This is a genomic window from Methylocystis sp. S23, from assembly GCF_054106005.1.
Genome location: NZ_CM134185.1, coordinates 1,138,944 through 1,151,857 on the forward strand (window position 1 = coordinate 1,138,944; position 12,914 = coordinate 1,151,857).

Genomic DNA, 12,914 nt, shown 5'->3' on the forward strand with positions numbered 1-12,914 from the left:
CATGAAGCCTCTCAGGCTGTTGCACAGCTCGATCGGCGCCAAGATCGTCTTCTGGTTTTTAGCCATCAATGTCGTTTCCTGCGGATTGCTCGCCTGGCGCACCTACGACGTCTCGCGCGAGTCGCTGGAGCAGGCCGTTCAAACGTCGTTGCAGGTCGTCGCCAAGAAGAAAGTCGAACAGCTCGAAAATCTGACGCTCGAAAAAATCAGAAGCGTCGAAGCGTTGATGCATACGCCCTCGATCAGCGAGGCCGCGCGAGAATTTTCCCAGGCGCTACAAGCCGGCGGCAAAGGCTCCGACGCCTATCGGCAAGCCGTCGCAAAACACGGCTCGACGCTCAGCCGCCTCGCTGATCGGTTCAACTATGTGGGTTGCGCGCTGCTTTCGCCAGGCGGCGATATTCTTTTCAACCAATCGGACGCCGACGTCTTCAAAGAAAATTTGAGCGGCGGCACAGAACTCGCCGATGCGATCGATCGCGCGCGAACGCTGCTGCAAGCCGAAATTTCTGCCTTTCAGATCTATCCGGGCATGAAGGACCCCGCCGCCTTCATCGCCGGACCTATTCTCGACGACGGCGTTGTCATCGCCGTCGTCGTGTTTCAGCTCGACAATCGGGAGCTCTACAGCGCCATTAATGATTACACCGGCCTTGGCGAAACGGGGGAGGTGCTCGTCGCCGCCCATCTCGATCAGGATGAGATGGTCATCATCAACCCGCTGCGGCGCAATGCGTCCAAGGCGTTCAGCATTCGCGCGCCGCTGACGGGCGGGGCTTATCCGGCATTGGCGCGGGCGCTCGCCGGCGTTCATGGCTCGGGCCTGTTCGACGATGTCGAGCACAATCCCGTCGTCGCCTCATGGACCTATGTTCCGTCCTTTCGCTGGGGCATGGTCGTGCAACAGCGCGCCGAGGAGGCCTTCGCCCTCACCAGAACCGAACGCAGCGCGACGCTCACGCTGCTGCTTTTCATGATGCCGCCCATTGTGGCCCTGGCGCTCGCGGTCGCCCGCACCATCACCAAGCCGATCAAAACCGCCGTTCGCGTCGCGGAGCAGGTCGCGAGCGGAAATCTCGACGCCGAATTCGAAATCACGAGCCGCGACGAAACAGGGCATCTTCTCGCCGCCATTCAGTCGATGACCGCCGAGCTACGCGAACTCTACAGTTCGATGGAGGACAAGATCAAAGCGCGCACGCGCGAGCTTCAGCGCGCCAATGAGGAATTGCTGGTCGCCCGCGTCGCGGCCGAGGAGGCCAGCAAGACGAAAAGCGCCTTTCTCGCCAATATGAGCCATGAGCTGCGCACGCCGCTGAACGCCATCATCGGCTACAGCGAAATGCTTCAGGAAGACGCGCTCGACAAAGGCGACGAGGAGCCTGTCGAAGACTTGAAGAAAATCGAGAGCGCCGGCCGGCATCTCCTCGGCCTCATCAACGACATTCTCGATCTTTCGAAAATCGAAGCCGGAAAAATGGAGGTCTTCATCGAGCGGGTCGACATCCGCCCGCTCGTGGATGAAGTCATGTCGATCGTTCAGCCCTTGGCCGAAAAGAACGGCAACGCGCTCGAACTTCGCTGTCCGGACGATATTGGCGGGTTTTGGTCGGATGAGACGAAAGTCAAGCAATGCCTGCTCAATCTGATGAGCAACGCCAATAAGTTCACGAGCGGCGGCAAAGTGACGTTGAGCGTGGAGCGGGACGACGACGCCGTCGTCTTGTTTCGCGTTTCCGACACCGGCCTCGGCATGACCGAGGAGCAGCTCCGACGGCTGTTCCAAGCCTTTACGCAAGCCGACGCCTCGACGACCAAGCGCTTCGGCGGAACCGGCCTCGGGCTTGCGATCACCAAGCATTTCTGCACCGCGCTGGGGGGCGATATTTTTGTCGAGAGCGCGCTCGGGGCGGGATCGACCTTTACGATGACGCTTCCCGATCAGCGGAAAATCCCCGACAAGGAAAAAGTCGAATCGACCGCCTCCGCGTCTCATGCGACGATCCTCGTCGTCGACGACGACGCCACGGCGCGCGATCTTCTGATGCGGACGCTGGAAAGCAAAGGCTATCGCGTCATCGCCGCCCGCAACGGGCTCGAGGCGCTCGCCCTGGCGCGACAGCACAAGCCGCAAGCCATCACGCTCGACGTCATGCTGCCGCAACTCGACGGATGGAGCGTCCTCAAGCAATTGAAAGAGGACCCCGAGCTTCGCAACATTCCTGTCATCATGATTACCATCCTCAATGAACGCGGGCTTGCGATCCCGCTCGGGGCGGCGGAGCTTCTGACAAAGCCGATCGACCGGCAGCGGCTGACAAGCCTGCTTGCGCAATATTGCGACATCCCCAACGAGAATAGGGTGCTCATCATCGAAGACGACGCGGCGACGCGCGAGCTTCTGCGCCGATCCGTCTCAGGCGCCGGCTATCAGGCCGCGGCCGCCTTCAATGGGCAGGATGGACTCGACTGGCTTGCCGAAAATCCCGCGCCCGATCTCGTCCTTCTCGATTTGATGATGCCGAAAATGGACGGGTTTGGCTTTCTGCGCGAGCTGCGCAAACGTCAAGCTTACGATCGCCTCCCGGTCGTCATTGTCACGGCGAAGCACTTGAACTCCGAGGATATCCGCGACTTGGCGGAACTGCGCGCCGACATCATCACCAAGGATCACGACTATCTTGAAGAGGTCGTTTCCGTTATGCGTCAATGTCTCGATTCGGGCGGCGACGTTCATCCTCATTGATTCCGGAGATAAGTGAAGTGGTGAAGATCCTGCTTGTCGAAGACAATGAATTGAACCGGGACATGCTGTCGCGCCGCCTCAAACGGAACGGTTACGCCGTCGTGATCGCCGTCGACGGACAAGAGGGCGTCGAGATGGCCGCGTCTGAAACGCCTGACCTCATCTTGATGGATATGAGCCTGCCGGTGATCGACGGATGGGAGGCGACCCGGCGCGTGAAGGCGAATGAATCGACGCGCGGCATTCCCGTCATCGCCTTGACGGCGCACGCCATGGCGGGGGATCGTGAGAAAGCCATTGAGGCGGGCTGTGAAGACTATGACACAAAGCCCGTTGAAATTACCCGTCTCCTCGAAAAAATCACGGCTCTGCTCAACCCCGGGGCCGCGTGATGCGTCGGCTTCTTTCACAATAAGTCCTCCATGGCGACGCAGGGCGACGCGCCCTCGGCGAGGACCGACCGGGCGCTGATCACGTACATCCAGCAGGAGCTGAGCGCGCCTGCCCAGGCCATCGCGGGCTACGCCGAAATGCTGCTCGACGAAGCGGAGAAGGGCGGCCGCGACGACTTTCGCGAAGACCTCGAACGCATTCAAAGCGCGAGCCGCGCGCTCAACGGGCTGATTGCGTTACTGGTCGATCCAATGCGGTCAGGGCGCGAGCCGGACGGGGACGGGGAGGACTATCGGCGGCGATTGCGGCACGATCTGCGCACGCCGATCAACGCCATCAAGGGCTATGGCGAAATGCTGCGCGAAGACGCGGCGGATTTCGACGACGCCGGCGCTCTTGTCGAGGATCTCGACCAGCTCCTCGCGGAGGCGTCCCGCCTTCTCATACGCATTGACAGCCTAGTGGATTTTTCGCTGCCCGAAAGCGAAGCCGCGACGGTTGCGGACGCCGGCGAGGGGCCGGCGTCCGCGGCCAAGGTCGTGGATCGTTTCCTGAAATCAGTGCAGCCGATCGCGGCGCGGGAGGCGGATTCCGCGACACTGCTGCCGAGCCGCATCCTCGTCGTCGACGACAATGCGTCGAATCGCGACCTTTTGAAAAGACGTCTGAAGCGTCAGGGCCATTCCGTCGTTCTCGCCGAGAATGGCTCCTCCGCTCTGGCGCTCATCGAGAGCCGGGACTTCGATCTCGTATTGCTCGATCTGCTGATGCCGGACATCAGCGGCTTCGACGTCCTCGTCGCGCTGAAATCGAGCCCGTCATTGAGGGATATTCCCGTCATCATGATCTCCGCTCTGCAGGAGATCGACTCGATCGTCAGATGTATCGAGGCCGGCGCCGAGGATTATCTCACCAAGCCTTTCGATCCGGTGCTGCTGCGCGCGCGCGTCGGATCGTCGCTCGAGAAGAAACGCCTGCGCGACCGAGAGCGCGAGGCCTTGGACGCGCTTTGCATGGAGAAAGAGCGCTCCGAGCGGCTTCTTCTCAATATTCTTCCCGCGCCGATCGTCGCGCGTCTGAAGGGCGGCGAGACGGTCATCGCCGATCATCTCGCCGATGTGACGATTCTCTTTGCGGATTTCGTGGGCTTCACCGAACTCTCGTCGAAATTGCCGGCCCCGGAATTGGTCGGCGTGCTCGGGCGCGTCTTCTCGACATTCGACTCGCTCGCGCTCGAGTTCGGGGTCGAGAAAATCAAGACGATCGGCGACGCCTATATGGCCGCCTGCGGGCTCTTCGGGACGAGAGAGGATCACGCCGAGGCGGTCGTCGACTTGGCGATGGCGATGATCGAAACGCTCAGCCGGCTCAATGCGGATTTGCCCGCGCCGCTCGAAATCAGAATCGGCGTCAATTCCGGCGACGTGGTCGCGGGCGTGATCGGAACCCATAAGTTCATTTACGATATTTGGGGCGATACGGTGAATGTCGCGAGCCGGCTCGAGTCGCACAGCCTGCCGAGCCGGATTCAGATTTCCAGATCGACCTATGAGCGCTTGCGCGGACGCTATCTATGCCAAGCGCGCGGCGGCCTCGAGATGAAGGGCAAGGGGCTGATGGAAACCTATTTCCTGATCGGCCGCGCATAGGCGGTTCAGTTCCGCGCGATGAGGCCGAGTTTCCGCCTCCACGGCTGACCATCAGCTCGTTTATCGTCGGCCGCCATGTGCAGCCTTCGCTCTGGACGCCGCGACGCCGGACGAGACGACGCTGTGCCGGTTCCGCAACGCGCTGAAGACGGCCGGTCTGGGCGAGGCGTTGTTCGCCGATCGGCTCGCAATTGGAAAGGGGCGGCTTCGTCGCCAGGAAAGGCGCGCTGATCGACGCCACTTTGGTGGAGGGCGCGGTGCGGCCGCCGCCCTCCAACTCCGCCCAAAGGACGTCGAAAGCCGTTCGCCGCATGATCCGGACGCCAATTGGACGCAGCGAGGTTGGACCTTGTTCTTTGGCTACAAGGCGATATCGGGTTGGACAGGGCTCGGGCCTGATCCGCAGCGGTGTCTTGACGCCCGCCAAGGTCTATGAGAGCGAGGTCGCCGGCGCGCTGATCCTCGGCGAGGAGAAGGCCGTTTACGCCGACAAGGCTTGCGAGAAGGAGGAACGCCGGACGGCGCTGCGGGCGCGCGCGGTGAAGGACCGCATCCAGCACCGCCGCCACAAGCATCAGGCTACGCCGCCCTACTGGCAGGGCGTGCGCAACAAGCTGATCGGCCGGGTGCACGGCGCGGTGGAGCGCGCTTTCGCCGTGTTGAAGCGTGGCTATGGGCTCAGGCGCATGCGCTAACGCGGTCTTTCGGCCAACGCCTTGCACCTCGATCTGATCATGATCGCCTACAATTTGCGGCGCGCCGCGGCGCTGGCCTCCTGAACAGGGCGGCGCCCCTCCCCGGGCGAGGCAAGCCCTTCTTCTTCCTTCTCTCCCTATGAGCCACAGCGCGCCCAAGCGCCTTTCATCTGCCTCACCCCCGCCTTCTCCCAAACGCAGCCCTTTTGCAGAGGTCTCGCGCATGCGGGGAACACAGAGCAAATCCGCCATCAAAGCCTCCTGAGACCGGTTCATCCCCGCGCATGCGCGGAACACCTTTTGCTGGTTGCTCAGGCGATTGAGAAACCCGGTTCATCCCCGCGCATGCGGGGAACACCTCGTTGGGCAGCTTTTGAGAATGTCCCTGGCCGGTTCATCCTCGCGCATGCGGGGAACACACCGCGGATCAGTGGGGCGTCCAGATCAAGGACGGTTCATCCCCGCGCATGCGGGGAACACGCCACCATGGACGTGCTGGAAGACGCAATTCTCGGTTCATCCCCGCGCATGCGGGGAACACTGGAGCGTCTGCTATGCGGCCGTCGATTTCATCGGTTCATCCCCGCGCATGCGGGGAACACGGCTCGCGGCGCCCGCATCATCCCGCTGCCCGCGGTTCATCCCCGCGCATGCGGGGAACACACGATCAGCCCCGTTCCGCCGATCAGAACGTCCGGTTCATCCCCGCGCATGCGGGGAACACCGCAGACCATCCAGGGCGCGGGCCGCGATAGTCGGTTCATCCCCGCGCATGCGGGGAACACACCAACGCTGGCGGCGCGCTCGATCCCGACGACGGTTCATCCCCGCGCATGCGGGGAACACGTCACGGGCGCGGCGTCGGGGCCGCGGGATCACGGTTCATCCCCGCGCATGCGGGGAACACCCCGTCAACATCAGCAGGTTGGCGGACAGGCTCGGTTCATCCCCGCGCATGCGGGGAACACTCGCGGCCTACGCGCATTCGTTCCGTGACGCGCGGTTCATCCCCGCGCATGCGGGGAACACATTCTCGATCGCAAGCATGCACGCGATTGTTCCGGTTCATCCCCGCGCATGCGGGGAACACCCCCAGGCGCGCGGTCTTGATCGCGCCGCCTTCGGTTCATCCCCGCGCATGCGGGGAACACGTAGCCGCTGGTGACGCGGCAACCAAGCGCCCCGGTTCATCCCCGCGCATGCGGGGAACACGGCAAGTTCGCGACGACGCCCGAGGTCATGGGCGGTTCATCCCCGCGCATGCGGGGAACACGGCAGCGCGAAGACGCTCACCACGGACGACGTCGGTTCGTCCCCGCGCATGCGGGGAACACCAAAACGCCGCAATGACCGCCATTGCAATCGGCGGTTCATCCCCGCGCATGCGGGGAACACGGAGGGCGCGGGGCGAAGGCGGCCGCGGAAGGCGGTTCATCCCCGCGCATGCGGGGAACACTTGCGAAGATTGCGTTGGCCTCGGATGCGTGCCGGTTCATCCCCGCGCATGCGGGGAACACGAAAGCGTAGCCCCAGGAATCTCAGGCCACTCCGGTTCATCCCCGCGCATGCGGGGAACACGAGGCTGTGATGGATTTGCTCTGGATGATCGTCGGTTCATCCCCGCGCATGCGGGGAACACATATCGCCATCGACCGCGCCCCCATAAAATCCCGGTTCATCCCCGCGCATGCGGGGAACACATGCCGCCATAGGCCGTGACGCCGCTCGATGTCGGTTCATCCCCGCGCATGCGGGGAACACCCGATGCAGGTTCCGGGCGGGGCAACAATCTGCGGTTCATCCCCGCGCATGCGGGGAACACCGAGACACGCTATCGATTTTGACAGGCAGATACGGTTCATCCCCGCGCATGCGGGGAACACAGCCGGAGAACCACATGAAATCTGTCCGTCTGCGGTTCATCCCCGCGCATGCGGGGAACACCGGTGGGCTGACGGCGGCACATCGCACGCTGCCGGTTCATCCCCGCGCATGCGGGGAACACTCGCCGGCACGCTGCCCGACGAGGATGTCGGCCGGTTCATCCCCGCGCATGCGGGGAACACCCGATCCTCGCGGCCATGTCGGACTGCGACAGCGGTTCATCCCCGCGTATGCGGGGAACACGAACCGTGGAACCTCCGTTGAAGCGATCAGGACGGTTCATCCCCGCGCATGCGGGGAACACACGGAGGGAGCGTCACGGCCGCCTCCACATAGCGGTTCATCCCCGCGCATGCGGGGAACACTCATGAAAGCAGGTCCAACCATCCAGGACGGGCGGTTCATCCCCGCGCATGCAGGGAACACTGAGGGATCGATCCCCTTCCTTGTGTTTTTGACGGTTCATCCCCGCGCATGCGGGGAACACGATTTGCGCGATGTAGCATTCTCGACGTGCGCCGGTTCATCCCCGCGCATGCGGGGAACACTTTGTGGCCGAGCCCGGCCAGCGTGCAAATTCCGGTTCATCCCCGCGCATGCGGGGAACACGTCTGAACAAGCAAAGAGATCTGATCGTCCTGCGGTTCATCCCCGCGCATGCGGGGAACACGGGCGCGGCTGCGGCGTCAGAATTTCGGCGAGCGGTTCATCCCCGCGCATGCGGGGAACACGACCATGCCGCGACGAGCGACCGCCGATGGTTCGGTTCATCCCCGCGCATGCGGGGAACACGGCCTCGGCCGATAGCTTTGAGGTCTCGGCCGCGGTTCATCCCCGCGCATGCGGGGAACACATCGTAAAGGCCTGCGCGGACTCCGCCCGGATCGGTTCATCCCCGCGCATGCGGGGAACACGCCACGATGGCGGCGAAGCCGAGAAATGCGGTCGGTTCATCCCCGCGCATGCGGGGAACACGCGGACTCGAAGATAGCCGCCCTTTGGTCCGGCGGTTCATCCCCGCGCATGCGGGGAACACGCCCTTTCTGTTGACGATTATTTCGCGGCGTTCGGTTCATCCCCGCGCATGCGGGGAACACGGCAAGCCGGTGCTCTCGCCCTGGGTGAAGTTCGGTTCATCCCCGCGCATGCGGGGAACACGCAGCGCTCGCGACCGTGACCGCGGCAGAATCCGGTTCATCCCCGCGCATGCGGGGAACACGGCCCGCTGCTCAGCCGCGCGGGACATTGCCTCGGTTCATCCCCGCGCATGCGGGGAACACATATGGTCCGAGACCGTTTCCTGTCATCGATCCGGTTCATCCCCGCGCATGCGGGGAACACGCGCGGCCGCGCATATCTGGGATGACAATCGTCGGTTCATCCCCGCGCATGCGGGGAACACCAAATCTCACCAAGGATGTGCTGCTCGACAATCGGTTCATCCCCGCGCATGCGGGGAACACGCGACTTGCACATTCTGGACCGGCAGATATTGCGGTTCATCCCCGCGCATGCGGGGAACACCTGCTCTCGATCTAACGAACCAAGATCGCCATCGGTTCATCCCCGCGCATGCGGGGAACACGCAAGATGGGAGACATCATCACGTCTCCCAGTCGGTTCATCCCCGCGCATGCGGGGAACACTCTTGCCAGAGAGTATTGATTTGCAGACTTCTTCACGATGTCAAACAGCCCACCGGCGTTCCGCCTTCGTTCCGGGCGCCTTTGGCCCGCAAGCCCGCTATTCTCTTTTTCGCAGGCGCTGCGGGCGCTCGCCTGCCTCCGGCGTCGCCGCCTCGGGATGAAAGCGCATTAGCGAGAAGCCGTCCACATCGACCGGGATGCGTCGGTTCCGACCGCAGGTCTCGATCGCAAAGCCGGCGTCGTTGGGCGCGGCATAGGCCATCACGGCGTTGCCTTCGCCGATGCCGCCCAAGACTTCCTCCCAGATCATCTCTCGCGTGCGGCGCGAATAGACGCCGACATAAACGCCGGCCCGCGCTTCGATCAGCCAGACGGCGAGCCGGCCGCGCAGCCGCGGCGGCGCGTTTTCAACCACGATGACCAGCATCGCCCGATTGCTCCCTTTCGACGAAGGCGGGACCGACGGCGTCCTCGGGTGCGGGCGGCCGCTCGATCCCGCCCGCGGCCAGGACCTCTTCGATCGTCGGGATGATGCGCTCCAGAAGATTGGCGCGGCGGAAAGCGTCCCGGCACGCCTTGCGCACGGCGCGGGCCGGTTCCTCCCGCAGCGCGCCCTTGGCCGCCTTGCCGGCGATTTCGAAGGCGATGGGAACCACGGTTTCGAATTTGAACAGGTCCGCGACGTCGTAGACGAAAGACAGCGGCTTGCCGGTATGCAGGAAGCCGATCGCCGGCGCATATCCGGCGGCGAGCACGGCCGCCTCCGCGAGCCCGTGAATGCAGGCGGTCGCGGCGGACACGCAGCGGTTCGGCGTGTCGGATATGTCCCAGTTCGAGGGATCGTAGTCGCGCCGCCGCCACGCCACCCCGTGCTGCTGCGCCAGGAGCTCATAGATGCGCTTGACCCGCGCGCCCTCGACGCCGCGCAACTGCTCCACCGACCGCCGCTCGGGCGCGTCTTCCTGAAAGCGGATCTGAAACATTTTGCGCACCACCTTCAGCCGCAGGCTGTCGTCGAGCGCGAGTTTGGCCTGATAGAGAAGACGATCAGCCCGCGCGCCGCCGGGCTGCCCCGCGGAATAGAGCCGCACGCCGGCCTCGCCGACGAAGACGATCAGGGTCCCGGAGCGCGCCGCCAGCGCCGCCGCAGCGTGCGACAGCCGCGTTCCGGGCTCCAGCATGAGGCAGACGAAGCCGCCGACGGGAATTTGCGTGCGCACGCCATTCGTATCGACGACGACGAAGGCGCCGTCGATGACGTCGATCTGGCCGTATTCGATGAAGATGATGGAGGAGCGATCCTTGATCGGGATGGGACGCGGCGGCGCGAGGCCGGGCATGCCGTCGCGCGGGTCTTTCGCCGGATCGCTCATCGCGCCCGCCGGATTAGCATCAGCCCGCAGCCGAAGGCCCGGGCGCGGCCGAAGCCTTCCGCGAGCCTTTGCAGGAACAGGGACGGGTCTTCGACCGTCAGCTCGCCGTCGAAAGAAAGAACGGAAACGGCGATTGCATTCTTTTTCGCGCGGCGGCGGGGCGCGCCCCGATCGATCGCGAACTGATCGTAGCCGTCGATCTTCAGCCTCTCCTCGTCCAGCGCGAAACCCGCACGCGCCGCCTGACCGTTGAGCCAGTCGCGGCCGGCCGTCTCGACGATCTGGGGCCGGCGCGCCGCACGCTCCTCTCGCGGAACCCCGGAGAGCGCGTGCATCACCACGTCGTCGCGAAAGCGGCGCTTTTGCCCGCCGGCCTCGCGCCAATGGGTGACGGCCGGATTGGCGAGAAGAGAAAAGCCGATCCGGTCGCCCTTCGCGAGCGCCGGGGCGAAGTCCTGCGTTTCGACCTCGAACAAGGCGGATTGCGCGTTGGGCGGGCGCCGCGAAAGAATGAGAAAGCGCGCGCGCGTCGCAGCGGCGGCGCGATCCTCGCGACGAAACAGAAAGTCGCGCTTCGTCTCGGCGTCGCCGGCGAAGAGCGACCAGACGAGGCGATGGTCGGTCTGAAGCCGCTCATTGGGGTCGTCGGGCGCGAGCGTCCGGGCGAGCGCGTCGATGTCGGGCGAGCGCCGCAGCGCGGCGCGGGAGAAATAGAGCCCCGTCATGGCGCGGCCTCCTCCGGCCGTCCCGCCAGAATGAATTCGTCGCGCAGATCGAAGCGCCAGCTCTTTCGATCCACGACAATGTCGCGGCGGATTTCCCTGCGGGCGGGTCCGTCGGCGAGCGGACGCAGGCGCGCGTCGCAGGCGATTTCGCCAGCGCCCGACGGCCAGTTCGCAAAAGCCGCCGGGCGGCGTCTTTCGCGGTCATAGGCCGCAAAGGCCTCGATCAGCGTTCGCGCCGCGACAATCCTCGGATCCGGCGGCAGGCCGAGCGGGCAGGATTTGCGCCCGAGATAAAGCGTGAAGACCGGCCGGCGCAGCGCGGACTCCATCTCTTCGAGCGTGAAAGGCCCCGCCTCCGCATGGCAGGCGATAGTGAAGGCGCAATCGGTGCGATAGTCGCGACGCGAGAGGATGGTGTTCGTCTCGCCGGCGAGCTCTTCGCGGCGCGTGGCCCAGACCTTCCCCTTGCGGGCGGGCGGCGTCTGCGCCGTGTGATAATCGGCGAGCAGGGGCCCGAGCCAATCGCGCCGGGTCGCGAAAGCAAGGCCGGCGGCAAAGGCCGCCTGACGCGAGTCGGCGCGCTCCATGCCGCGCGCGGCGGCGATGAGGCCGGCGAGCGCCGAATGCGCAGGGCGCGAGGCGGTCTCGCGGCGTTCGCCGACGGCGACCGTCCCGAAAGCGCCGATGGGCGCCACGAGTTGGAACAGCAGGAGCTTTTGCATCACAGCTCCGCGACGGCGAAAGCGACGATGCCGTCGAGAGAGCCTTCGCCCGCGAGCGCATCCATATGGGCGCTCGCGACGCCTTCGTCGCCATAGACCGCGGCGAAATTCTCCCGCGTCTCTCTCAACGCGGCGATGGATCTTTCCAGGAAGCCCTTTTCTCTGTCCTCCGGCCGGACGCCCTGATCCACGGATTTGAGAAACGCCCCGGCCAGCGTGCGCGGCGCGGCGTCGCCGCGCTCGGCGAGAATGTAGCTCGCGCGCGCGAAACTGGCGAAGCTTGCCGATTTGCCGCGCGGCCCGACCGTCGCGGAGGCGCGGATCAGCGCCTCGATGGCTTTTTTTGCAACCGCCGCGTCGCCGCCGAGATTTTTCACGAGCAGCGTTCGGTCGATGTTGAGATAGAGATAGAACACGCCGGCGCCGAAGCCCGTTTCGCCGATGAAGCCGGCGCCGGCGTCCTCGCTGGCCGTCTTGAGGTCGTCGACGGCGGTGTAATAGTCGTCGTCTACCGTCACTTTGTGCGTCGTAATCGCGTGCGCGACCTGCACCGCCGCCTCGCGATTGAAGTCGGGACTGTCGGCGAGCATGCGCCCGAACATCGCAATGTCGGCCGCGGTGTCGGTCTTGCGCAGCAACTCCTCGACAAGCGCTTTCTTCTCTTGCGCGCCGCGCGCGCCGCTCGCGCGGGCGTCGGCATAGGCGAGCGCCGCCGCGCGCTCCTCCGGCGAAATGAAAGCGAGCTGCTCGGTGAATTCGGGGTTGTCGTCCTTCTCGCCCTTCACCTTTCCAAAGGCCGAGGCGACTTCCCGCGCGATCTCGAGCGCTTTTGCCTGGTCGACGCCAGAAAGATGCGCCCGCACGAGCGCGCCGATGCGCTGGGTGCGTTCGCCGAGTTGGCCGGCGAGGATGGTCTGCGCAACCTCGCTCGTGCGCCAGGCGCGCTTGAGCGACTGGCTCGATACGCGCAGGCGCGTCGAGCCGCCGATGATGGCGGTCTTGGGCTTGCCCGTGTCGTCGCGGTTGAGGTTGGACGGCGGGTAGAAAGTGAGGAGATGCAGTTGAACGAAGCGATTCATGT

9 protein-coding genes and 1 CRISPR repeat array are annotated in these 12,914 nt (G+C 64.6%); of the genes, 4 read left to right on the plus strand and 5 right to left on the minus strand.

Annotated elements, in window-relative coordinates; genetic code table 11:
* The first annotated feature begins 1 nt into the window (after nt 1).
* From ACV7JP_RS05810 to ACV7JP_RS05825, 4 genes are all read left to right on the plus strand, one after another.
* On the plus strand, nt 2–2,746 hold the full coding sequence (locus ACV7JP_RS05810; RefSeq protein WP_457798275.1) for a response regulator: 2,745 nt from the start codon (nt 2–4) through the stop codon (nt 2,744–2,746).
* Nucleotides 2,747–2,763: 17 nt separating this feature from the next.
* Nucleotides 2,764–3,138, plus strand: a complete 375-nt coding sequence (locus ACV7JP_RS05815; protein ID WP_457798276.1) for a response regulator — start codon at nt 2,764–2,766, stop codon at nt 3,136–3,138.
* 30 nt (nt 3,139–3,168) lie between these two features.
* On the plus strand, nt 3,169–4,788 hold the full coding sequence (locus tag ACV7JP_RS05820; RefSeq protein WP_457798277.1) for an adenylate/guanylate cyclase domain-containing protein: 1,620 nt from the start codon (nt 3,169–3,171) through the stop codon (nt 4,786–4,788).
* A gap of 413 nt (nt 4,789–5,201) precedes the next feature.
* Nucleotides 5,202–5,483 (plus strand): transposase, encoded by a 282-nt coding sequence (locus ACV7JP_RS05825; protein ID WP_457798278.1) that lies wholly within the window; start codon nt 5,202–5,204, stop codon nt 5,481–5,483.
* 268 nt (nt 5,484–5,751) lie between these two features.
* Nucleotides 5,752–9,013: a CRISPR direct-repeat array (repeat unit 29 nt; unit sequence CGGTTCATCCCCGCGCATGCGGGGAACAC).
* A gap of 97 nt (nt 9,014–9,110) precedes the next feature.
* On the opposite strand, the gene cas2e is transcribed toward ACV7JP_RS05825, so the two are convergent.
* From cas2e to cas7e, 5 genes are read right to left on the minus strand one after another with little or no spacing between them, the layout of a single operon-like run.
* Entirely contained in the window at nt 9,111–9,440 is a 330-nt protein-coding gene (cas2e, locus tag ACV7JP_RS05830; protein ID WP_457798279.1) for a type I-E CRISPR-associated endoribonuclease Cas2e, read from the minus strand.
* Complete coding sequence (cas1e, locus tag ACV7JP_RS05835; RefSeq protein WP_457798280.1) at nt 9,421–10,386, minus strand: type I-E CRISPR-associated endonuclease Cas1e; 966 nt, start codon at nt 10,384–10,386, stop codon at nt 9,421–9,423. The genes cas2e and cas1e overlap by 20 nt, the downstream gene beginning before the upstream one ends.
* Nucleotides 10,383–11,111, minus strand: coding sequence for a type I-E CRISPR-associated protein Cas6/Cse3/CasE (cas6e, locus tag ACV7JP_RS05840; protein ID WP_457798281.1), 729 nt, complete (start codon nt 11,109–11,111; stop codon nt 10,383–10,385). The genes cas1e and cas6e overlap by 4 nt, the downstream gene beginning before the upstream one ends.
* Nucleotides 11,108–11,833 (minus strand): type I-E CRISPR-associated protein Cas5/CasD, encoded by a 726-nt coding sequence (gene cas5e, locus ACV7JP_RS05845; protein WP_457798282.1) that lies wholly within the window; start codon nt 11,831–11,833, stop codon nt 11,108–11,110. The genes cas6e and cas5e overlap by 4 nt, the downstream gene beginning before the upstream one ends.
* Nucleotides 11,833–12,912: a type I-E CRISPR-associated protein Cas7/Cse4/CasC gene (cas7e, locus tag ACV7JP_RS05850; RefSeq protein ID WP_457798283.1), complete on the minus strand. Its 1,080-nt coding sequence runs from the start codon at nt 12,910–12,912 to the stop codon at nt 11,833–11,835. The genes cas5e and cas7e overlap by 1 nt, the downstream gene beginning before the upstream one ends.
* Nucleotides 12,913–12,914: the final 2 nt, after the last annotated feature.

Bases quoted from the DNA above. Each gene is read 5' to 3' on its own strand.
- ACV7JP_RS05810 (WP_457798275.1), top strand. From the start codon at position 2: ATGAAGCCTCTCAGGCTGTTGCACAGCTCGATCGGCGCCAAGATCGTC.
- ACV7JP_RS05820 (WP_457798277.1), top strand. From the start codon at position 3,169: ATGGCGACGCAGGGCGACGCGCCCTCGGCGAGGACCGACCGGGCGCTG.
- cas2e (WP_457798279.1), bottom strand. From the start codon at position 9,440: ATGCTGGTCATCGTGGTTGAAAACGCGCCGCCGCGGCTGCGCGGCCGG.
- cas1e (WP_457798280.1), bottom strand. From the start codon at position 10,386: ATGAGCGATCCGGCGAAAGACCCGCGCGACGGCATGCCCGGCCTCGCG.
- cas6e (WP_457798281.1), bottom strand. From the start codon at position 11,111: ATGACGGGGCTCTATTTCTCCCGCGCCGCGCTGCGGCGCTCGCCCGAC.
- cas5e (WP_457798282.1), bottom strand. From the start codon at position 11,833: ATGCAAAAGCTCCTGCTGTTCCAACTCGTGGCGCCCATCGGCGCTTTC.
- cas7e (WP_457798283.1), bottom strand. From the start codon at position 12,912: ATGAATCGCTTCGTTCAACTGCATCTCCTCACTTTCTACCCGCCGTCC.